Raw genomic sequence first — 21541 nt, forward strand, 5'->3', positions numbered from 1 at the left:
AGAATTTCATTGCCCCCATTCCCGCACTTGGGAAACAACGGCGGTCGGGCTGAAACTCGACCTCAAGCTCCTGGAATTATTTTCCTTTTCTCCGTTTCTCTTCGCAAAACGCAGGCTTGTTCCGTCGCTGGATCAACTGCCAGAATGGCTATGCCAGCGCATGCAGCTGACACACATCCCGTTCAGAGAAAGCCGCCACGATGAGCCTGCCGAAACCCGATTTCGCCCGCAACATGACGCTGATTGGACATTCCGATATCGGCGGGCGGGGCGATGGGTTGCAGCTCATGGTGAACAAAGGCTTTGCCTATGTGGCGCATCCCTGGTCGCAGGGTTTTTCGATCGTCGACGTGCGTGACCCGAAGCGGCCGGGGAACGTCACCTATGTGCCCGCGCCTCCGAACACCTGGAACATCCACCTCCAGACTCACGACGACCTGCTGCTCGTCATCAACGCGCTCGATCTCTTTGCCGATGTCGAGACCTTCACGGACGAGAAGGCCTACTACACCAAGTCGGTCGGCGAGACGGTCGCAAATGCGAAGCGGGCGCGGGCCTGGACGGCCGGCATGACGGTCTATGACATCTCCATACCCGACCGGCCGAGAAGGATCGGCCAGCTCGACGTGGATGGCGTCGGCCTCCACCGGCTCTGGTATGTCGGCGGGCGCTATGCCTATGCCTCGGCACTGCTTGAGGGCTTCAGCGATTACATCTTCGTGACCATCGACATGGCCGACCCGACGAAGCCGGAACTGGTCGGCCGCTGGTGGCTGCCGGGCATGCACACGGCGGCGGGTGAGGTTTCCGCGGCACCGGAGGGCCGGCGCCATGCGCTGCACCATGCTCTGGTGCATGGCGACACCGCCTATGCCTGCTGGCGCGACGGCGGGCTGACCTTGCTCGACATCAAGGACCACGCCGCGCCAAAACTGATCAAGCACCACAACTGGTGCCCGCCCTATGGCGGCGGTACGCATTCGCCCTTGCCGCTGGTGGACCGTGGCCTGCTGATCGTTGCCGACGAGGCCGTGGCCGACAATGAGGAGGACGGGCGCAAGCACACCTGGGTGTTCGACATCAGAGAACCGTCGAACCCGATCAGCATCGCGACCTTCCCGATCCCCGGCGAGATCGACTACACGAAAAAGGGCGGCCATTTCGGACCGCATAACCTGCATGAGAACCGGCCGGGATCGCTCGTTTCCGACACGCTGGTCTTCACCACCTGGCAGAATGCCGGCATCCGCGCCTTCGACATTTCCGACCCGTACCGGCCGATCGAGACCGGGGCGCTGGTGCCTGCCGCGCCGAGAACGATGACCGACCGGCGCCCCGGTCGGCCAAAAGTCATCCAGTCGGCCGATGTCTTCGTCGATGCGCGCGGCCTGATCTACGCGACCGACTACAATGCCGGCCTGGAGATTATCGAATACGGCGGCTGACCGGGCCGCCATATCGTCTGTTCAACCGCGGTGATCGAGCCGCGCGACCCAACGGTCACCGATCCACTGGATGCCGCAGACCATGACGATGAGCACGGCGACGACGGCGACCATCACGGAGGTCTCGAAGCGCTGGTAGCCATAACGGATGGCAAGGTCGCCAAGACCGCCGGCACCGATGGCTCCGGCCATGGCCGAAGCCCCGATCAGCGTGACCAACGTGACGGTGAAGCCCGCGACGATGCCGGGAAGCGCCTCGGGGACCAGCACCTCGCGCACGATCGTCCAGCGGTTGCCGCCCATGGCGCGCACGGCCTCGATCAGACCGCGGTCCACCTCGCGCAGCGACACTTCGGCGATGCGCGCATAATAGGGGGTCGCGGCAATCGACAGCGGCACGATGGCCGCCCAGGTGCCGATCGACGTACCGACGATGAGGCGCGTCACCGGTATGAGCGCGACCAGCAGGATGATGAAGGGCACAGAGCGGAAGCCGTTGATGACGGCACCGAGCACGCGGTTGACCCAGAGGTTTTCCGCGATCCCGCCGCGTGCGGTGGCCACCAGCGCCAGCCCGAGCGGCAGGCCGAAGACCAGCGAGATGATGCCGGAGGCGGCCGTCATCACGACGGTTTCCCAAAGCGAGCGGAAAAGAAGTTCAAGCATGATCGGCGACATGGCCGAGGACCTCCACCTGGGCGCCGAGGCGCTCTGCATAGGATACGAGACCGACGGTCTTCTCAGCCGGCACCGCGAGGAAGAAGCGGCCTACGGCCTGCTCCTGGATATGATCGACGCCGCCATGGATGAGACGGTAGCCGCCGGGGAATTCCTGCGAAAGCCCCTGGAACAGCGGACCGGTGGCGACGGGGCCGGCAATATCGATGCCGAGGATCGCTTCGCCGCCGACATCCGCCGTCAGCTTTTCGGCGATATGGGCGGGGAGTTGCGGACGGATGCTGCTGAGCAGGCTGCGCGTCGTCTCGGCCTGCGGGCGCGAAAAGACCTGCCAGACCGGGCCCTCCTCCACGACCCGGCCAGCATCGAGCACGGTCACGCGGTCGGCGATGCCGCGCACCACTTCCATCTCGTGCGTGATGAGCAGGATGGTGAGGCCGAGCTTGCGGTTGATGTCCTTCAGGAGCGCCAGGATCGAGCGGGTGGTTTCCGGGTCGAGTGCGGATGTCGCTTCGTCGGAAAGCAGCAGCGCAGGCTTGGCGGCAAGCGCGCGGGCAATGCCGACACGCTGCTTCTGGCCGCCCGAAAGCTCCGACGGATAGGCCTTCGCCTTGCCGGTGAGGCCGACGAGTTCGAGCAATTCGGCGGCGCGCGCCAGGCGCTTGGCCTTCGGCCAGCCCTCGATCTTCAGCGGCAGTGCGACATTCTCCTCCACCGTCTTGGCGGAAAGCAGGTTGAAGTGCTGGAAGATCATACCGATACGGCGGCGCAGCGGCTGCAGGTCGGCCTCGCCGAGCCCGGTGATCTCACGGCCCTCGATCTCGATTGAGCCGCTATCGGGGCGTTCGAGACCGTTGAGGCAGCGGATCAGGGTCGACTTTCCGGCACCGCTGCGGCCGATGATGCCGAGGATTTCACCACGGCGGACATTGAGCGTCACGCCGTCCAGTGCCGCCGTTTCGCCAAAACGCCGGTGCACGTCCGCAAGACGGATGACATCCGCCTCTTCGGTCGTGGCGGAAGCCGCTCTCCAGGTCACATGTGAGTTCATTGTGCGTCCTTCCGCAAATGCCAAGACAGCCCGCGACGGCGTGTTGGCGCGTCGCGGGCTGCCGGAACGGTTGTCTGGCGTCTTAGTAGGCGCTGATGCCGGTGCCCTTGTAGACGCGGTCAAACTCGGCCTTCACGGCGTCGTTCTGATAGGCTTCGACCAGCGGCTTGACCCAGGGCTCGTCCTTGGAAGCTTCACGCACGGCGATGAAGTTGCGGTACGGATTGTCGGCGACCGGCTCCTGCGCGATGCGGTTGTCCGCGGTGAGACCGCTCTTCAGCGCCCAGTCGGTGTTCACGACGGCGGCGTCGAGGTCTTCCACCGAGCGGCCGACGATGCCGGCGTCGAGTTCCTTGATCTCGAGCTTCTTCGGGTTTTCCGAGATGTCGGCGATGGTCGCCAGAATGCCCGTGCCGTCCTTGAGCTTGATCAGGCCCTCGTTCTGCAGCACGCGCAGCGCGCGGCCTTCGTTGGACGGGTCGTTCGGCACGCCGACGACGGCGCCCTCGGGCAGGTCGGCAAGCGTCTTGTGCTTGTTGGAATAGAGGCCGATCGGCCAGACGCCGGTATAGCCGACGGGCACGATCTTGTAGCCGTTCGTCTTGATCTGGTTTTCCAGATACGGCAGGTGCTGGAAGGCGTTGGCGTCGATTTCGCCGCGCTCCAGCGCTTCGTTCGGCTGGGTGTAGTCGTTGAAGACGACGGTCTCGATGGTCAGGCCCTTCTTGGCGGCTTCCGCCGTGACGACGCGCCAGACATCCTCGTCCTCGCCGGAGATGATGCCGACCTTCAGGTCCTTCTTGTCTTCCGCGACGGCGGGGCCCGAAACGGAAAGGACGGAGACCGAAACGGCGGCCACGGCGATTGCTGCGAGCGCCACGCGGCGAGAGAGAAGATTTTTGGTGATATTCAACATGATAGCCTGCTTTCGCGATTGGGAGGATCGACGCTCGAAACCGACCCGGTTTCTGCAAGCAAAATCGCAAATGCCGCTTTCGTGAACAACGAATGGCGATTTATTGGGCAGCGCGAACGGGAACTTTCGCTCTCCGAAACGGCGGAAGAACGAGAAAATAATTTCTACTGATTTTATGAAGTACTCAAAAAGGTAAAGAGCGGCCCGTTCGGCCGCTCTCCTGTTCGAGATCAGAAACTCGCCTTGAGCTGCAGGCCGGCATTCCAGCGCGGCTTGCTCTCCTCGGCGACCGTCAGGCTGGCGCGCGTATCGACCGCCCAGTTCTCATGGAACTTCCAGCCGACGCGGGCGCCAACCGAACCGAAACGCCGTGCTTCCCAGCCACCCGTCGCCTGGCCGACCCAGTCGACATCCGCCTTGACCGCATCGCCATTGCCAAAAGTCTGGCCGGCGGTGGCAAAGAGCGAGTAGTCGACCGCCGGATTCAGCGCATGCGTCCACATGACCGTGACATCGGCCGTATCGGCAACCGTACTCTTGCCGGAAAGGGCTGCAGCGAAGAGGTTGTCGGCGTCAGGCGTTTCCGCATAGGACGATACGTCCAGGGCGGAACGCGAAAGCCTGACGGCGGCGGTGAACTCGTTCTGCGTGTCCGGCGCATAGGCAACGCCCATGCGCACGTGACCACCGATCAGCGAGCCAGAAGCGTCCGTCGTACGGGAAACCAGCCTGCCGGCATTGATATAGTCACGACGGTATTTCGCCTCGACATCCGGCGTGCCCCAGATGCCGACTTCGCCAAAGGCCTTCCAGCCGCCATCGAGCGGCATGGCATAGCGCGCGGAGGCGGCAGCGATCAGCATGTTGTCCGCATCGGTGCCGGTCTGGCGGCCATCATAGCCGGCAAGGCCGCCCATCAGGGTGATCTCTTCGGTCGCATTCCACCGGGCATTGAAGCCCACCATGCCCTCGGTGCCGGCAAAGGCGGAAATATAGTCGTCGCCGGCGAAGGGGTCGGTGAGGCCGAGGATGCGGCCTGCAACGGTATCGATGCCCGTCATCAGCGAGCGGCGCTGCTCGGCAATTCCATCGAGCGAACCGGCGACGGATTCGCGCGTCGTAAAGCCGATGCGCGAGACGTCGAGCGTGTCGAGGAAGATCTGCGCGGCGTCGGGATCGCCGTCCCGGCCCCCGGCCGTCAGCAGGATGGAGAGGTCGAGCGTTTCGGAATCGACCGTGCCCATGCGGCGGTTGATTTCGTAGTCCTCCGAAACCTCGCCGTCCGGATTGTAGAGACGAACGCGATCGCCCTTCTTGCCGCCGTCGAGCGTCACCGTCTGGTCGCCGGTCTTCGTGGCGAAGCCGCGATAATCGACGGAGAACACCGAATAGCCCTTCGCCTGCGTGACCGGCGCGGAGAGCGAACAGGTCGTCCGGCCCGGGCCTTGCGTGCGATCGCTGATGGCGAAGAGAGAATCGAAGAGGAAACTCGTGGAATTCCTGTCCGGCGACAGGGTCGTGGAGAAGGTGCCCGGCGCACAGCCGTTGGCAGCTTGGGCGGAACCCGCCGCGAGCACGAGGCCCGTGAGGATCAGGGCACGATTTGCTTTTTTCAGAACCGTCAAAACTTCACCCGGTCTTAGTGATTACAAAGGAGCGGCCCGAGGGCCGCCCCGATTTGCGACTACCGTTCTTAGCGGCTCAATTGCACTTGCGCCACTGCAGCTGGTACACGATGGCCGCCTTGACGTCCTGTGTGTCGACCGTCGCCATGGCTTCCTTGTTGCGCGTGGTGCTGACGCGGATCGAGGAATTGGTGCGCAGATTGACGTCCTGGCCGCAGGGCGACCAGACGAGCGCATCGGCGACGAGCTTGTTGGTGATCAGGTAATCGTCTTCCTTCGGGCCGACAAAGGTCTTGGCAAAGGACGGGCCGCGCGAGCCGGCGAAGAAGTATTCCACGCTGAACTGCGAACGGGCGCCGCGCGGCAGCTGGTTGAAGCCGCGATAGTCGATGGCCAGAACCGAGACGCTGCGGCCCTGCGGCACGTGAACCGGGATCGCGACGTTGCAGGTCTTGCGGTCCAGCGATTTGCCGGTCTCACCGCCAGCCTGGACGATGTATTCGTCGAACAGCAGGCTGAGCGACTTGGAGTCCGGGCTCAGGGTCGCCGAGACGCTGTCGGACGGGCAGCCGCTGCCGCCATAACCCGGTACGCCGAGCGCGATATCGTCTGCATGGGCAACGGCAGCAAAGCCGAGAACGCCGATCAAAGCACCAACAATCTTCATGATTCTTCCTCTCGCAAGCCAACAGCGGCTTCTTGCGTTGCATATTCGGACATGCACCCTGAACGATGTCTGAGCGGATCATTCAGGGCGAGTTCAGCAAGAGAGATATAAACGGATGGTAAACATTGTATTAAGCATTTTAAGGACCGGGCTGCCTGCCAAGGCGACTTCCCCTTGAGCCACGACATGCGGGCCGCCCAGCCTGCAGCATTTTCGTCCTCGCGCCATATCGCCGATATCGCATGAACATTCCGAGCCGGCTTTCTATGCCTGCACCCCGCTGGAACGGCTGCGACGCCTTGGCACTTCCGGTCGGACCCAAGTTGCGATAAAAGTGGCATCTCAAATACCTGTTTATCAATGTCGCTCCACCGATCCGGGCAAGCGGCCACCGAAGGATCACGCCATGCGCTTGACGCTGCATACCGACTATGCGCTCCGCATGCTGATCTATATGGCGGCGCGACCCGATCGCTTCTGTACCGTCAACGACTTGGCGGAGGCCTACGGGCTTTCGCGCAACCATCTCCTCAAGGTGGCGCAGACCTTGCGCCACATCGGCCTCGTCGAAACGACACGCGGGCGGGCGGGCGGCATCCGGCTGGCCAGGGCGCCCGACAAGATCGGCGTCGGCGCGCTGGTGCGGGCGACGGAGGCGGAGTTTTCGCTGGCCGAATGCATGCAGTCGCAGGGCGACACCTGCTGCGCCATCTCGCCGGCCTGCCGGTTGAAGGGCATGCTGCACGAGGCGCTCGCCGCCTTTCTCGCCGTACTCGACAAATACACACTCGCCGACATCGTGCGCAATCGCGCCATGCTCGGCCCGCTGCTCGGTCTCGATACGGTCGCGGCCTGAAACGAAGGATTGATCGATGAAACGGACGATATGGAAAGCAACCCTATGAGAGGCCGCTCCGCACCCGAGCGCACCATCGTCATCGATGGAAAGCTTTTGCCCGATGTGCTCGACGATGCGATGATCCATGCCGTCGTGCATGGATTCTATGACGAGATCCGCCGGGACGACCTGCTCGGTCCCGTCTTCAACGGCATCATCGCGGCTGAGGACTGGCCGGTGCATCTTGCCAAGATGTGCGACTTCTGGTCCGCGACGCTGCTGCGCACCGGCCGCTACGACGGCCGCCCGCTGCCGCCGCATCTCTCCATACCGGAGCTGGGAGAAGCGCATTTCCAGCGCTGGCTTTCGCTGTTTCACGCCACCGTCGAACGGCTCTGCCCGCCCGAGGTCGCCGATCTCTTCCTCGACCGGGCGCTGCGCATCGCCCATTCCTTCCGCCTCGCCATCGCCTTCCACCGTGGCGAGGACTCCATGAAGGTCCTGCCGATCTCGCGGGAGGCCCTGTCATGACCGCCGCCGCCCTCACCCTTGCCCGCGACGAAAGCGGCGAATTCCTGCTGCCGGCGGACATGCTGGCGGAGCGCTTCGGCTGGCCGACCGAGACCCTGCACGACATGATGCGTCGCGGCCTCGTTTCCTCCCGCGTCGAGCGTGGCGAAGGCGAGGATGCCGGCCGTTGGCGGCTTTCCGTCCGCTGCGGCAACCGGCGCTGGCAGGCGATCGTGGAAGCGGACGGCACCGTTGGCCAGCAGCGGATTGATGTCCTTCCCGCCGCCCCGGCGAGAAAACAGCGCTAGGCGGGAACTTTCCCGGCGCGATGGCATCCAATGGGGCGAAAGGAGCATCGACATGCCAGCTTTGCAGACCCGCCCCGCCGTCGCCGGAGACGAAACAGCGCTCGTGCGCCGCGCCGCCGCAGGCGATACCGCCGCCGTCAGGGAGATCATCAGGACCCACAACCAGCGCCTCTACCGGCTCGTGCGGGCGGTCGTTCGCAACAATGCGGATGCGAGGACGTGTTGCAGGAGGCCTATCTCAACGCCTTCGCCCGGCTCGACGGGTTCCACGGCGAGGCCTCGCTCTCGACCTGGCTGTCGCGCATCGCCCTCAATGCCGCACTGATGCGGCTACGCTCCCAGAAGCGCGTGAAGCGCGCGGCCCCGGCGTTCACAGCCGCCGACGCCGAGATCATCCCCTTCCCGCTTTCCTCCCCCACCGTCGATCCGGAGCGCGCCATGGCGCAGCGACAGCTTCTCCACCTCGTCGAGGAGGCGACCGATGCGCTTCCCGAAACCTTCCGCCTCGTCTTCGTGGCCCGCGTCATCGAAGGGCTCAGCGTGGAGGAGACCGCGTCGCTGCTCGACCTGCCGGCCGCCACGGTGAAGACACGCCTTCACCGGGCGCGAAAACTGATCCGCGACCGGCTGGAAGCGCAGATCGGTCCCGTGCTGATCGACGCCTTCCCCTTTGCCGGCGCACGCTGCGAGCGGCTGACCGAGGCTGTCATCGCAAAACTCGGGCTGGAAAAATAACGGGAACCTCTCCGGCGCGCCGGCATCCAATAGGCGTCAACCGAAACAGGCGCCTGATGGCGCCAGGGAGAACCCGATGAAGACGCTTATTGCCGCGGTCAGCGCCGCCTGCCTCATGCTCACCGCCCCGCTCGCCATCGCCGCCGATGCGCCAAGCGATCCTGAGATCGCCCATATCGCCTACAGCGCCGGCGTCATCGACGTGGAGGCCGCCAAGCTCGCGCTTTCCAAGACGAAGAATGCCGACGTGAAGGCCTTCGCTGAATCGATGCAGAAGGACCACGAGGCCGTCAACGACATGGCGCTGGCGCTGGTCAAGAAACTGAACGTGACGCCTGAGGACAACGCCACCAGCCAGGCGCTTGCCAAAGCCGGCGAAGAGAAGCGCGCCGAACTCGGCAAGCTCGATGGCTCGGCCTTCGACAAGGCCTATGTAGACAACGAGGTGGCCTATCACAAACAGGTCAACGGCGCGCTCGAGACGCTGCTGATCCCCTCCGCGCAGAACGCCGAGCTCAAGAGCCTGCTCGAAACCGGCCTGAAACTCTTCCAGGGCCATCAGCAGCACGCCGAACATGTCGCTGCAGGCCTGAAATGACGACGGGCCTTCTCAACCGGCGGCAGGTGCTCGTGGCCGGCGCGGCGATGCTGGCCAGCACCGCGCTCGCCCGCGCGCATAACGGCACGGTCCATGTGACGATCGAATGGACGAACACCGACCCCTTCGCCCACACCGCCACCGTCAAGGGCGGCTGGGAGGTGACGATCCCGCCCGGCCAGAAAGCGACCCATGTCGTCACCGCCGATGACACCGTCGAGTACTACTGCCGCTTCCATCCCAACATGAAGGGGCACATCAGGGTCGTCGGCTGATGACAGGGCTTGCCGGGCCGTACGCCCGGCAGGCCCGTCCCTTACCAGCGGGCAAGACCAAGCAGTTTTTCGCCGAGCGGCGACAGTCTTGCGGTCTCGGCATTGTGTTTCTCCCATTCGCGCGGGTCACCCGGAAAGGCGTCGCGCCTGGGGTGATCGAGTTCCCGCCACAGCCGGATGCGTTCCTGTCGTTCCGCCGCGTTTTCCCATTCCGCCGGATGCATGGAAATGTACTGCGCCATACGCACGCGGTTTTCCGCGTGGTTGGGCCGCACGCCATGGGCCAGCAGCGAATTGAAGATCATGAGGTCACCGGGCTCCATGTCGATATTGACGGTGGCAAGGCCGGTCATGTCGGGATGCATGGGGTCGCGGTCCGCGGGCTGGTTTTTTTCCCATGTCTCGAAATGCTCGAAAAGAGCGGGCACGCACTGGAAGCCGCCGACATCGCCATCCTGCTTCTTCAGGCTCAGCACGCCCTGCACGCCTGTTGGCAGCGGGCGGATGGAGGTATCGACATCCCAGTGGATGAAACCGTTCGGATTGCCCTTCACCTTCTTCGGCGGGTTGAGATTGGCCCGGTCGATCGTCACCCATAGGTCCTCCCGATCCCAGATATCGACGAAGGCGTCGTAGACGCGCTGTTCCATCCGGTTGTCCCAGAGATACTGGTGATTGTAGATCTCCAGCATGCCCGTGCCGTTCAGTTCCTTCATCCTGTGCTCGCGCCGCTGCGGCGCATACCAGGTGGCGGGGTCGTTCGGATCCTTCTCGTCAAAACGCCAGAGCAGGTCGGCAAGCCGCTCGACATTGGCCGCAGGCACCGCCTGGCGGACAATCACATAGCCCTTCGTCGTCCAGTGCAGCCAGTCTGCCTTCGACAAAACGCGCAGCGGCAAGGTCTTCCTGATCTCCTTGAGCTGCGTGGAGGCGCTGGTGGTCGGATGGCTGTCGCGCTTGGCGGCGGTTTCGGTCTGCATATCGGTCTCCCATTCGTGACGTCCCCAGATGGCGGGCGATGGAAGAAGGATAGGCTTTCCGGCGCCGGCATGTTGTCGGCGGCTGGCCAATTCTGATACTATTCCGGCGTCTTCAACTCATTCTATGCGCTATGCGGCCCTATCTCGAACATCTTCCCCCCTCACCCGATGCCTCCTGGAGCCGGCTGGACCGCCGGCTAGAGGACGCCATTCCCTTCGAGTGGCACCACCATCCCGAATTCGAGCTGACGCTGACGCGCAATTCGCGCGGCCAGCGTTTCATCGGCGACCATGTCGGCAGCTATGACGACGGCGACCTCGTGCTGATCGGCCCCAACCTGCCGCATACCTGGGCCTCGCGGGAGAAGATCCACGACGGCGCGCCGCATGTGGCGCTCGTCTTCTGGTTCGGCCGCGAGTGGATCGAGCGGCTGACCGGCGAGGCCGTGGAGCTGCGGCCGATCCGCCGCCTCATCGACCGCGCCGCCGCGGGCCTTGCCTTCGGCCCGGCGCTCGGCCTGTCGCTGGCGGGAGATTTCGAAGCGATCTATGCCCGCCCGCCGGCACAACGCCTTTTCGGCCTGCTCGACATTCTCCTGCGTGTCGCGGAGGTCGACGGCCAGCGGCTTTCCACCACGGCGCCAACTCAGGCAGAGGCCGGCCGCGCGCGCATCGACCGGGTGCTGCAGCACCTGCATCGCTCCTACCAGCAGCCTTTGCGCCTGGAGGAGTTGGCGGAGATCGCCGCCCTCAGCGTATCGGGCCTGCATCGGCTGTTTCGAAAGCACACGCAATCGACCGTCTCGGAATACCTCATCGGCCTTCGCATCGGCGAAGCCTGCTCGCGGCTTTCAGGCACGAGCCAGCCCATCCAGCACATCGCCGCCGAGGTCGGCTATGCTTCGCTTGCCAATTTCAACCGGCAGTTCCGGCGCCTGCGCGGCCTGTCGCCACGCGCCTATCGCGCGCTCTTCCGCTGACGGGCGCATCAGATTGACAGGATTTCATTGTATGCAATAAGAGGCTTAATCTTGTACAATAAGGGGCGGAGACCATGACGACACTTCCTCAATCCGGACGTCTCGCCGGCCCGGTGCTCGTGACGGCCCGCTGGGTCGTCGGCCACCAGGACGGCCACCATGTGCTCTATGACGACGGCGTCGTCGTGTTCGAGGGCGATACGGTCGTCTTCGTCGGCCAGGACTATCCCGGCGAAGTCGCCCACCGCATCGACTATGGCAATGCCATTCTCTCGCCTGGCTTCATCGATCTCGATGCGTTGTCCGATCTCGACACGACGGTGCTCGCCTTCGACAACCAGCCCTCCTGGCGCACGGGCCGTGTCTGGCCGAAGACCTATATGGATCGCGGCCCCTACGAGATGTACACGCCGGAGGAGCTGGCCTTCCAGAAGCGCTACGCCTTCGCCCAGCTCATCCGCAACGGGGTGACGACAGCGCTGCCGATCGCCTCGCTGTTCTACCGCGAATGGGGCGAGACGGACGGCGAGTTTTCCGCAGCCGCCCATGCCGCCCATGACCTCGGCCTGCGCGTCTATCTCGGCCCGGCCTACCGCGCCGGCAACAGCTTCGTCGACGACAACGGCAAGATCGACTTCTATTTCGACGAGGAGCGCGGCCTCGCAAACCTCGCCGGCGCCGTCGCCTTCGCCGAGCGGATCGAAGCTATGGCCTCGCCGCTGGTGCGCGCCATGCTGGCGCCCGACCGCATCGAGACCGGCACCGCCGAATTCCTGCGCCGCACCGCCGCGGCCGGCAACGACCTCGACGTGCCGGTGCGGCTGCACTGCTGCCAGTCCGAACTGGAATTCGACCGCATCACCAGCGCCCATGACGCGACGCCGCTGGAATGGCTCGACAGCCTCGGCGTGCTCTCCGAGCGCATGCTGCTGCCGCATGGTGAACTCGTCGCCGGCACGCGCAATGTGGCACGCGCCGGGCGCGACCTCGATATCCTCGCCAATGCCGGCGCAACGCTGGTGCATTGCCCCATCGTATCCGCCCGCCACGGCGGCTTCATGGACAGTTTCAGCAAGTTCCGCGCGAAGGGCATACGCATCGGGCTTGGCACCGATACGTGGCCGCCGGATTTCATCCAGAACATGCAGGTCGGAATCATGATCTCGCGCGTCATGGACGCCTCCATCGAAAGCGTGCGCTCGGAGCACTATTTCGACGCCGCCACGATCCACGGCGCCGATGCGTTGCGCCGCCCCGATCTCGGCCGCCTCCAGCCGGGCGCCAAGGCCGACATTGTTGTGATCGACATGGGCCATGACCGCATCGGCCATGTCATCGATCCCATCCAGAGCCTGATGATGAATTCCTCCGGCCGCGACGTGCGCACCGTCATCATCGACGGCCGCTTCGTCATGGTCGACGGCAAAATCCCCGGCTTCGATGCGGCCGCCGAACAGGATCGCGCCCAGCGGCAGTTCGACGGCCTGCTCACCCGTTACCCGGACCGCACCTACGGCCACCCGCCGCTCGAAACGATCTTTTCGTCGAGCTACCCGCGCTTCGGCCGGACATCGTGACCGCGATTGCCGGCGGGTCGCCCCGCCGGCAATGTCCATTCACTCGATGCCGTTCGCCCGCTGCAATTCGCGGATATAGGCGATGACGGTCCTGAGATCCGCCTTTGTCAGGGCCGGCTGCGGCGGCATGTCGCCGAACCGCCAGTGATGCGCGCGCACGCCATTGGCGGCCGCCATCTCGAAGGCCTGGTCGCCATGGTGCGACGGCTCGTAAATCCGGTGCACCAGCGGCGGCCCCGTTTCGCTTCCTCCACCGTTGGCACCGTGGCAGGCGGCGCAAACCGCGTTGAACGCCCTTTCGCCCATCTGCGCTTCCGCCGAAAACGCGGCGGGGACGACGACCTCCACCGGAATGCCTGCGCCGGAGGCAGCACCCGCAACGGGCCTCTTCGAATTGCCCGCCGTCCAGAAAGCAGCAGCTGCGATCCCGGCCGCAATGGCAATGAGGATGGCGATTTTTGCCTTGTTCATCGTCCTGTCCCTCGCCCGGCAGCGCGGAATCCGGCCATCATGCCTGTCGCTCTGATCAACCCGAAAACGCCGCTGGAGATCGAACACGCAAGCCGGAGCGGCGAAGCCGCGCCGCCGAAGGCACGCGACGGGAATTGCGACGCGGCCGGCATGGCTGCGCCTGCGGCCGGTGAGCCGCGTCTGGAAAGATTTGTCATAACTGTCACCTCGGGACGCCTGTCCCGTTTGAATCCGATGGGGAGCGGCGGGCAGAACCCGCAGCAGGTTCACAGGAGGTGCGCTATCGGAGGCCGGTGAAGACGGGACGGAGCAGTGGCGATCAGTGTCTTGCCGGGCTGGAGCCGAAATTCTTCGCGAAGGGTCATCCGCCGTTCGGAGGCCCGCTCCGCCAGCAGGACCGCGCCCGCCCCCATGCAGACGAGAGAACAGAGGCCAGCATCGGCCTTGCAGCGCGCATCCTCGGCACAGGCGGCCTTCATCGGAGCGGCATGTTCCATATGCTGCATGCGGTTGGCGAATTCCCCGGAAACGGCCATGCCAGTCTCATGCGCGGAGGCCATGAAGGTGACCACCGCGAACAGGAAAGCCGTAAGGATAAACATCGTGGCCCGGAACATGACGGGAAAATAGGAGCATCATCCGGCCTTGTCCATCGCCGCAAAATGCCGCGCCCATCGATGTCAGGGCGCCGGAAACATCCCCGTGTCGAGGAAAGTCTCGATGGCATGACACCAGGGGGCGATATCGATGTTGTTGCTGGCCAGCCAGTCGGCATTGAAATAGGTGCCGGCATAGCGGTCGCCGCTGTCGCAGATCAGCGTGACGAGCGAGCCTTCGCGCCCTTCCTTCATCATGCCGTTGGCAATCGAGAGGAGGCCGAAGAAATTCGTGCCGGTCGAGGCGCCGACGCGGCGGAAGAGGCGGTCGGACAGGACGTGGGCGGCGGCGATGGAGGCCGCGTCCGGCACCTTGATCATGTGATCGATGACGGTGGGGATGAAGGACGGCTCGACGCGCGGACGGCCGACGCCTTCGATGCGCGAGGGCTGCGTGCAGGTCGCCTCCAGGTCGCGATCCTTCCAGGCATCGTAGAAAACGGAATTCTCGACATCCGTGACGCAGAGCCGCGTCGAGAGGTTGCGGTAGCGGATGTAGCGACCGATGGTGGCCGAGGTGCCGCCGGTGCCGGCACCCATGATCACCCAGCTCGGCACCGGATGCGCTTCCCGCTCCATCTGGCCGAAGATGCTCTCGGCGATGTTGTTGTTGCCGCGCCAGTCGGTGGCGCGTTCGGCATTGGTGAACTGGTCGAGATAATGGCCACCGGTTTCCGCCGCAATTCGTGTCGCGGTGTCGTAGACCTCCCGCGGACTATCCACGAAGGCGCAGCGTCCGCCAAAACGCTCGATGACATCGATCTTTGTCTTGCTGGTGCTGCGCGGCATCACGGCGATGAAGGGCAGCTCGAGCAGATTGGCGAAATAGGCTTCCGAGACGGCGGTGGAGCCCGAGGAGGCCTCCACCAGCGTGGTGCCCTTGCAGATCCGCCCGTTGCAGATGCCATAGAGGAAAAGCGAGCGGGCGAGCCGGTGTTTCAGGCTGCCCGTCGGGTGCGTGCTCTCATCCTTGAGGTAGATCGAAATGCCCTTGAGGCCCTTGAACACCGGGTTGACGAGATGCGTATCCGCCGAGCGGCGCGCATCGCCCTCCAGAATGCCGATGGCGTGGCGCGCCCAGGCGCGGTCGGCGCAATCATCGAGCGAGGGCGCCGGTTCGGCGTCGAAAAGGGCCGGTGTCGTGTCCATGGCAAGTCCTCCGAGAAGAGAGAGATCGTGCGGTATTTTCCGTGGAGGATCAACAGGTTCCTGTGCTTGCCTTCCGATGGGCGGAGCGATCTCGCCGGGATGTCCATGGCTTCACCGCAGCCACGCGCATGCCGGCGATCAAGCCCCTGTCGACTGGCGGGCAAGGATGGCGGCGCCGCGTGTGCCGCTGGCATCGCCATGGTCGGCGATCCTGAAGACCGGGCTGCGCACGCCGGGCAACTTGTGGGCCTCGAAGACCCTGGCCAGGTCCTCCGCAAGACCGGCCATCCGCGAAAGACCACCGCCGAACACGACGCAATCGGCATCGACGGTCAGCTGGATCGTGTGAACGAGCTCGGCCAGGAGATCGAGCCAGATGTCTCGCACGTTCCGCATCGCCACGTCGCCTGCCGCCGCGCCGGCAATCTCCTCTGCCGCCACAGGCCGGCCGGTGACATGTGCCGCGATGCGCGACAGGCCGGGACCCGAGACATAGGTTTCGTAGCAGCCGGTGCGACCGCAGCCGCAGGCGACGAGCGGCAATCCGTATTTCGCGACACGCTCTGCTGGCAGGCCGAAATGGCCGACTTCGCCCGGCAAACCGTTCAACCCCTTCACCAGCCGGCCATCGACGCAGACGCCGCCGCCGACACCGGTGCCGAGGATGAGACCGAAGACCGTGCGATAACCGGCCCCCGCCCCGCCATTGGCCTCCGAGAGGGCAAAGCACTTGCAGTCGTTTTCGACCGGCACGCGGCGGCCGAGGCGTGCCGAGATATCGGCGCTCAGGCTGCGGCCGGTCGCCGGCAGATTGGAGGTAATCGAAAGACCGGTGGTGGTATCGACGAGACCTGGCAGGCCAATGCCGATGCCGGCGAGACTGGCGTCTTTCGCTTCCAGCCACCGGGCCTGCTCGACGATTGCCTCCACGAGGGTCTCGTAGCTTTCCTTTCGCGTATCGATGCGGCGCTTCTCTATTGGCAGCAAATCGTTGCCGAAGAGCGCCGCCTCGATCTTGGAACCTCCCACATCGATGGCACCGTAGGTCGCCGGCACCGGTTTCGGCAGGTCGTAGAGCTTCACACCGGCGACGACGCGGGTGAGGTTTCGGCCGGCGAAGGGGTCGTCGACGGCAAAGCCCAGGCGCTCCGACCAGATCACGGCCAGCATCTGCGCGACAAGCACATGCAGCACGGAGCCCCAGGCGTCGTTGCCGATGGCGGGCACGGCGATATCGGCGCCGGTTTGCGCCGCGCCGAGGCGCAGGATTGTCTGCGGGCTGAACTGTGACGCGATCTCGTCGGCAAGGTCGATGTCGTAGGCCTGCGTAAAGGGATCGGCCGATTGCAGCACGAAGACCAGCGTCCTGTCGTTGACGACCGCCTTCGGGCCATGGCGAAAGCCGAGCGTCGAATCCCATGAGGTCGTGATCTTTCCGGCGGTCAGCTCCAGCACCTTGAGGGCACATTCGCGGGCCGAGCCGGTGAGCGGGCCGGAGCCGAGGAAGACGGCACGCTCGGGCGCCTCCAGCCGCGCGAGATCGCGAAAGCCGCGCTCGATCATATCTTCTGCCGCATCGGCAAGCCGCGCGAGCAGCGTGGCAGGCGCCTCCGGCGGTGCGGGGTCGAAACAGGCGAGCGCGGCGAGCAGCATCGTCGTGTAGCTCGACGTCATGGCAAAGCCGCGGTCGTTCGTCTCCGGCGGCAGAACCAGCGTGCGCTGTTCGCCCGGCCCCCGCATGCGGGGCTGCGCCAAAGCACTGTCGCCATTGCAGGTGATGTGCAGGCGGTCGGCCTCCGGAGCGTGCGCATTCAGCAGGTCGAGCGTGCCAAGGCTTTCCGAGCTGTTGCCGCTGCGCCCGAAGGAGACGACGAGTGTGCGCAGGCCGGGGCGCAGGAAACCGCGCGGACTGGAGACAAGATCGGTGGTCGGCACGGCGCGGAAGCGCGCGGGGCCGGGCGTGCGATTGAGATAGGCCGCCAGCGTCTCGCCGATGAAGGCGGAGGTGCCGGCGCCGCAGAACCAGATTTCGTCATGCGCACGCGCTTTCAGCCATGCGCCGGTTTCCACCGCGAAAGCCGAAAGCTGCGGCGCGAAGGCACGCCACACCCTGGGCTGCTGGGCGATTTCGCGGGTGGTCGCCCAGCGTTCGAGGCCTTCGGCGACAGGGGAAGCACTATGCGGGTTCATTTTCTCTTCTCTACGATCGGCTCGACGCGACGGGTACGATAACAGGCGTCTCGATGGCGGCAACCCTATCGTGATCTCGATCAGGGAGAGCGGCGAGGCGCGAGGCGACCGCCCGTTGGGTCGCGCTACTTGCGGCCGGCCGCATCGCTCATCCGCCGGTAGACAGGTCCTCGCGCTCCGGTCTCTCCACCCCGGCTGCGGCCTGACCGGCGAAAAAAGAAAACCCCGCCCTGAAGGCGGGGTTCAATGCGCCTTAGCGGGCGGCGTGGACGGGGGCGCGCAAGGCGCTCCAGGGGCGCGCGTCCTCCAGGTCGCGGGCAACGCGCACCAGCGTCGCCTCGTCGGCAAAACGGCCGACGACCTGGATGCCGATCGGCATGCCGTTGCCGTCGAGACCGAGCGGCAGGCTGACGGAGGGTTGGCCGGTGGCGTTGAAAGTGCCGAGGAAGGTGAAGAGCGTGGTGTCGCCTTCGGAAAATTCCGCGGCCGTCAGATCCTCGCGCGTCGTGGCGAACCGGCCGTGCTCGGGCGCCGTCACCGGCGTCGTCGGCGTCAGCAGGATATCGAAGCGCTGCGTGGCGATGGCGACGTCGTGGCGGATCTTGCGCATGACCTCGAAGATGTTGACGATCTCGGCCGGCGACATGGCGAGCGTCTGCTCCGTCAGCTTCAGCAGCACCGGCTCCATCGTGGTGGCGTCGAGCGGCCTGTTCAGCGAACGGGCAAGTGCCGGCATGTCGGCCAGGCCGAGATTGAAGCCGCCCATGACCCCGACCATGATATCCTCGGGATCGGCCGGCGGTGCGATCTCTTCGATCTCGTGCCCCATGGCGGCAAGCAACGCCGCCGTCTCGTCGAGTACGGCAAGCACATCCGCCGCGATCGGCACCCTGCCCCAGGCCGTGCGCGCCAGACCGACACGGAGTTTGCCGGTCGGGCGCTGCAACTCTTCCAGATAGGGCCGTTCCGGCCGGGCGATGATGAAGGGATCGCCCGGCTCCGGGCCTGCAAAGACATCGAGGGCTGCAGCCATGTCGCGCACCGTGCGGCAGACGACGAATTCGCGCGCCAGACCGAAGAGCGAATCCTGATTGTCCGGCCCGCCCGATACCCGGCCACGCGAGGGATTGAGCCCGACGAGGCCGCACCAGCCGGCGGGAATGCGGATCGAGCCGCCGCCATCGGAAGCATGCGCCATGGGGACGACACCCGCCGCCACCGCCGCAGCCGCGCCGCCGGAGGAGCCGCCGGCCGAGCGATCGAGGCTCCAGGGATTGCGCGTAACGCCTTCGAGCAGCGTTTCGGTGAAACCGGCAAAAGCGAATTCCGGCACGGCGCTGCGGCCGGCATAGCGCAGGCCCGCACCCTTGGCGCGCGCCGTGTAATAGCTGTCTGCCTTGGCGACATTGCCTTTCATCAGGCGGCTGCCGCATTCCTGCAGGCGGCCGGCCTCCGTGGAACCGATATCCTTGCGCAGGAACGGCACGCCGACGAAGGCGCCCTCCTCGGGGCCGCTCACCGTCTCCGCATCGGCATAGAATTCGACGACCGCATTGATTTCGGGATCGACCTTCTCATGCGCCGCGCGGGCAGCCTCGGTCAGTTCGCGGGCGGACACCTCCCCGCGCCGGACCAGATCGGCAAGACCCGTGGCGTCGTGGCTGCAATAGTCTGAAAGGTTCATGGCAAATTCCGTATTTCATGACTGACGGTGCGGACTGTAGCAAGAACGCCCGTCGCCGTCGCGCCCTTGTAGGACGCCGACGGCGACGGGCATCATCCGCTCACTTCAGGACGTCAGTCCAGATTTTCGTGTAGAGCGCCTGCACATCCGGCGGGCAGGCGACGCTGAATTCGCCGGCCGCCTTCAGCGCCTCGGGAATGTTCAGCTCGGGTGCGTCCCGCATGTCGGCGGGCATGAATTTTTCCGAGCCCAGGATACCATTGCCATAGCGGGCGAAGGCGGAGATCAGCGCGGCGTTTTCCGGGTCCATCACGAAATTCAGGAAGAGTTTTGCATTCTCGACATTCTTCGCGTCCTTCAGGATGGCAAGGCTGTCCGTCCACAGCGGATACCCCTCCCTGGGATAGCCGAAGACGACATCGGGATTGAGCAGCCGCGCACGGAACGTCGCCCCGTTCCACGAGGTGCCGCCGGCGAAATCGCCCTTCGAGACCTGTTCGATCGTGCCGTAGTCGACCGCCAGCCACTTCGGCTTGGCCGCCACCAGCAGGTCGCGCACTTTCTTGAGAACGGTGAGATCGCTCTCGCAGACCTTGCCGCCGGAATAATGGATGGCCATGAACATCACATCCGACATTTCCGGGATGACGTTCAGCTTTCCGGCAAGCTCCGGCGGCGGATCGAGGAAAATCGCCGAGGTGTTCGGATCGCCCTTGTAGACGGATTTGTTGACCATGACGCCCGTCACGCCCCATTGCCACGGCACGGAATAGTGCCGGCCGGGATCGAAGGGCACGTCCACCCATTTCGGATCGACGTTCTTGAAGTTCTCCATCCGGTTCGGCTCGGACTTGAGCAGCAGGCCCTCGCCGATCCAGGCATCCATGGCATAGCTCGACGGCACGACCATGTCGAAGCCGTGGCCGCCCTGCCGCACCTTGGCAAGCGCCGTCTCGTTGGAATCGTAGTCCGTCACGGTGACCTTGACGCCGTATGTCTGCTCGAAGCGTTTGACGAGCTCCGGATTGGTATAGTTGCCCCAATTGAAGATGTTGAGCTCGCCCGCGGCGAAGGCGGCGGTGGAGCCGAGAAGCGCGAAGCCGAAGGCGGCGCACCCCAAAAACCTGCCGACCGAAGCCGATACGTCCGCGTGTCTGTCATGTGTCACGATCATTCCCCCTTGTCCTCACTCGGCGGAATGGTCTGTGAGAACGAGGGCCGAGACAAATATCATTTCCGCATGTCGAGGTGCGGAAAACTCACCCATACGGGTTCAGGCGAGGCCCATGGCGCGCCTGTGCGCCTCGATCTGGAGGTCCAGCCAGTCGCGGAAGAGACGGATGCCAGGCTTGCCGGCTGCGCCGGTGCGCTGGCGCAAATAGTACCCGGCCTTCAGGCGATGGCGGTGTGGCAGTGGCGCGACCAACGCGCCGCGTGCCAGAAAATCCTCCGCCATGATCGTATCGGCAAGCGCGATGCCGCTCCCCTTCACCGCCTCGCGCATCAGGAGGACGGGATCGTGGAACATGGCGCCGGCCTTCGCCTCGGCGGGTGACGCCACACCTTCGCGCGCCAGCCATTCCTCCCACCAGGCGGTGGTGCCCTCGTGCAGCAGGCGATGGCCAAGGAGATCGGCGGGCGTATGGATCGGGCGCTCCCGCAGCAGTGACGGCGCGCAGACCGGCGTGATGGCCAGCGGCAGCAGGGGCTTGAAGGAGGGATCGTTGTGGTTTTCGAATTCGGAGAAAATGAAGAGGTCGTTGTCGCCGATCTCGTTGGCCGAAGATGTCGAGACCTCGAATTCGTATTCCGGGTGCAGCGCGCGAAACTGCTCCAGCCGGTCGACCAGCCACAGGCTGATGAAGGTGGTTTCGCCGCCGAGCGTGATGAAGCGGGCGCGGTTCGGCCGCACCTTCATATGCACCGCCGCCTCCTCCGTCGCCGTCTCGATGATACGAAAGGCCTCGTGCAGACGGTGCGCATAACTTTCGCCGCGGCCGGTCAGGGTGACGCCGCGCGTGCCCCGGGTGAAAAGCCGTGCGCCAAGCGTATCCTCCAGCGACGCGATGTGGCGGCTGACGGCGGAGGGGGAGAGGCCAAGCTCGGCCGCGGCCGCCTTCAGGCTGCCGAGACGGGCGGTGGCCTCGAAAACCCTGATGGCGTTGAGCGAGGGAAGCAACATCATCCATGCAAAGCGGATGGGCCGCG

22 protein-coding genes are annotated in these 21541 nt (G+C 64.9%); 9 read left to right on the top strand and 13 right to left on the bottom strand.

Going from position 1 to position 21541, the window contains the following annotated elements; genetic code table 11:
* Window positions 1-200 precede the first annotated feature (200 nt).
* Window positions 201-1445 carry an LVIVD repeat-containing protein gene (locus tag MUO32_RS10050; protein WP_257948080.1) on the top strand — a complete coding sequence of 415 codons (1245 nt, stop codon included), beginning with the start codon at window positions 201-203 and terminating at the stop codon, window positions 1443-1445.
* A gap of 21 nt (window positions 1446-1466) precedes the next feature.
* Here MUO32_RS10050 and MUO32_RS10055 read toward each other — a convergent pair whose 3' ends face one another.
* The 5 genes from MUO32_RS10055 to MUO32_RS10075 form a co-directional block, all read right to left on the bottom strand.
* Entirely contained in the window at window positions 1467-2123 is a 657-nt protein-coding gene (locus tag MUO32_RS10055) for a methionine ABC transporter permease (RefSeq protein WP_257948081.1), read from the bottom strand.
* Window positions 2104-3174: a methionine ABC transporter ATP-binding protein gene (locus MUO32_RS10060; RefSeq protein WP_257948082.1), complete on the bottom strand. Its 1071-nt coding sequence runs from the start codon at window positions 3172-3174 to the stop codon at window positions 2104-2106. The genes MUO32_RS10055 and MUO32_RS10060 overlap by 20 nt, the downstream gene beginning before the upstream one ends.
* Before the next feature lie 82 nt (window positions 3175-3256).
* Window positions 3257-4090: a MetQ/NlpA family lipoprotein gene (locus MUO32_RS10065; RefSeq protein ID WP_257948083.1), complete on the bottom strand. Its 834-nt coding sequence runs from the start codon at window positions 4088-4090 to the stop codon at window positions 3257-3259.
* A gap of 230 nt (window positions 4091-4320) precedes the next feature.
* The gene (locus tag MUO32_RS10070; RefSeq protein ID WP_257948084.1) at window positions 4321-5715 is read right to left on the bottom strand and encodes a DUF4360 domain-containing protein; all 1395 of its coding nucleotides are present in this window, start codon (window positions 5713-5715) and stop codon (window positions 4321-4323) included.
* Window positions 5716-5791: 76 nt separating this feature from the next.
* On the bottom strand, window positions 5792-6382 hold the full coding sequence (locus MUO32_RS10075) for a DUF4360 domain-containing protein (RefSeq protein ID WP_257948085.1): 591 nt from the start codon (window positions 6380-6382) through the stop codon (window positions 5792-5794).
* Between the two features lie 406 nt (window positions 6383-6788).
* Here MUO32_RS10075 and MUO32_RS10080 point away from each other — a divergent pair, with 406 nt between their 5' ends.
* The 6 genes from MUO32_RS10080 to MUO32_RS10105 all read left to right on the top strand — a co-directional run bounded on the left by MUO32_RS10080 (window position 6789) and on the right by MUO32_RS10105 (window position 9646).
* Window positions 6789-7238 carry an Rrf2 family transcriptional regulator gene (locus MUO32_RS10080; protein ID WP_257948086.1) on the top strand — a complete coding sequence of 150 codons (450 nt, stop codon included), beginning with the start codon at window positions 6789-6791 and terminating at the stop codon, window positions 7236-7238.
* A 45-nt stretch (window positions 7239-7283) separates the two neighbouring features.
* Window positions 7284-7751 (top strand): group III truncated hemoglobin, encoded by a 468-nt coding sequence (locus MUO32_RS10085; protein WP_257948087.1) that lies wholly within the window; start codon window positions 7284-7286, stop codon window positions 7749-7751.
* Entirely contained in the window at window positions 7748-8038 is a 291-nt protein-coding gene (locus MUO32_RS10090; protein ID WP_257948088.1) for a DUF6522 family protein, read from the top strand. Before MUO32_RS10085 ends, MUO32_RS10090 begins: the two co-directional genes overlap by 4 nt.
* Before the next feature lie 219 nt (window positions 8039-8257).
* A complete protein-coding gene (locus MUO32_RS10095; RefSeq protein WP_374708625.1) occupies window positions 8258-8773 on the top strand; it encodes an RNA polymerase sigma factor in 516 nt (171 codons plus the stop codon).
* 76 nt (window positions 8774-8849) lie between these two features.
* Window positions 8850-9371 carry a DUF4142 domain-containing protein gene (locus MUO32_RS10100; protein WP_257948089.1) on the top strand — a complete coding sequence of 174 codons (522 nt, stop codon included), beginning with the start codon at window positions 8850-8852 and terminating at the stop codon, window positions 9369-9371.
* On the top strand, window positions 9368-9646 hold the full coding sequence (locus tag MUO32_RS10105; RefSeq protein WP_374708626.1) for an amicyanin: 279 nt from the start codon (window positions 9368-9370) through the stop codon (window positions 9644-9646). Before MUO32_RS10100 ends, MUO32_RS10105 begins: the two co-directional genes overlap by 4 nt.
* Window positions 9647-9687: 41 nt before the next feature.
* On the opposite strand, the gene MUO32_RS10110 is transcribed toward MUO32_RS10105, so the two are convergent.
* Entirely contained in the window at window positions 9688-10626 is a 939-nt protein-coding gene (locus MUO32_RS10110; RefSeq protein WP_257948090.1) for a phytanoyl-CoA dioxygenase family protein, read from the bottom strand.
* 131 nt (window positions 10627-10757) lie between these two features.
* On the opposite strand from MUO32_RS10110, the gene MUO32_RS10115 reads away from it, so the two are divergent.
* Both MUO32_RS10115 and MUO32_RS10120 read left to right on the top strand, forming a co-directional pair.
* Window positions 10758-11606 carry an AraC family transcriptional regulator gene (locus MUO32_RS10115; protein WP_257948091.1) on the top strand — a complete coding sequence of 283 codons (849 nt, stop codon included), beginning with the start codon at window positions 10758-10760 and terminating at the stop codon, window positions 11604-11606.
* Window positions 11607-11680: 74 nt separating this feature from the next.
* Window positions 11681-13183 (top strand): amidohydrolase family protein, encoded by a 1503-nt coding sequence (locus MUO32_RS10120; protein ID WP_257948092.1) that lies wholly within the window; start codon window positions 11681-11683, stop codon window positions 13181-13183.
* A gap of 39 nt (window positions 13184-13222) precedes the next feature.
* On the opposite strand, the gene MUO32_RS10125 is transcribed toward MUO32_RS10120, so the two are convergent.
* The 7 genes from MUO32_RS10125 to MUO32_RS10155 all read right to left on the bottom strand — a co-directional run bounded on the left by MUO32_RS10125 (window position 13223) and on the right by MUO32_RS10155 (window position 21518).
* On the bottom strand, window positions 13223-13654 hold the full coding sequence (locus tag MUO32_RS10125; RefSeq protein WP_257948093.1) for a cytochrome c: 432 nt from the start codon (window positions 13652-13654) through the stop codon (window positions 13223-13225).
* A 266-nt stretch (window positions 13655-13920) separates the two neighbouring features.
* A complete protein-coding gene (locus tag MUO32_RS10130; protein WP_257948094.1) occupies window positions 13921-14256 on the bottom strand; it encodes a hypothetical protein in 336 nt (111 codons plus the stop codon).
* A 78-nt stretch (window positions 14257-14334) separates the two neighbouring features.
* Entirely contained in the window at window positions 14335-15459 is a 1125-nt protein-coding gene (locus MUO32_RS10135; RefSeq protein ID WP_257948095.1) for a PLP-dependent cysteine synthase family protein, read from the bottom strand.
* A gap of 138 nt (window positions 15460-15597) precedes the next feature.
* The gene (locus MUO32_RS10140) at window positions 15598-17649 is read right to left on the bottom strand and encodes an ROK family protein (RefSeq protein ID WP_257948096.1); all 2052 of its coding nucleotides are present in this window, start codon (window positions 17647-17649) and stop codon (window positions 15598-15600) included.
* Between the two features lie 253 nt (window positions 17650-17902).
* Entirely contained in the window at window positions 17903-19333 is a 1431-nt protein-coding gene (locus MUO32_RS10145; RefSeq protein ID WP_257948098.1) for an amidase, read from the bottom strand.
* Window positions 19334-19433: 100 nt separating this feature from the next.
* The gene (locus tag MUO32_RS10150) at window positions 19434-20507 is read right to left on the bottom strand and encodes an extracellular solute-binding protein (protein ID WP_257948100.1); all 1074 of its coding nucleotides are present in this window, start codon (window positions 20505-20507) and stop codon (window positions 19434-19436) included.
* Window positions 20508-20606: 99 nt separating this feature from the next.
* A complete protein-coding gene (locus MUO32_RS10155; protein ID WP_257948101.1) occupies window positions 20607-21518 on the bottom strand; it encodes a LysR substrate-binding domain-containing protein in 912 nt (303 codons plus the stop codon).
* Window positions 21519-21541 lie beyond the last annotated feature (23 nt).

This window comes from Shinella sp. CPCC 101442, from assembly GCF_024704725.1.
Classification (GTDB): Bacteria; Pseudomonadota; Alphaproteobacteria; order Rhizobiales; family Rhizobiaceae; genus Shinella.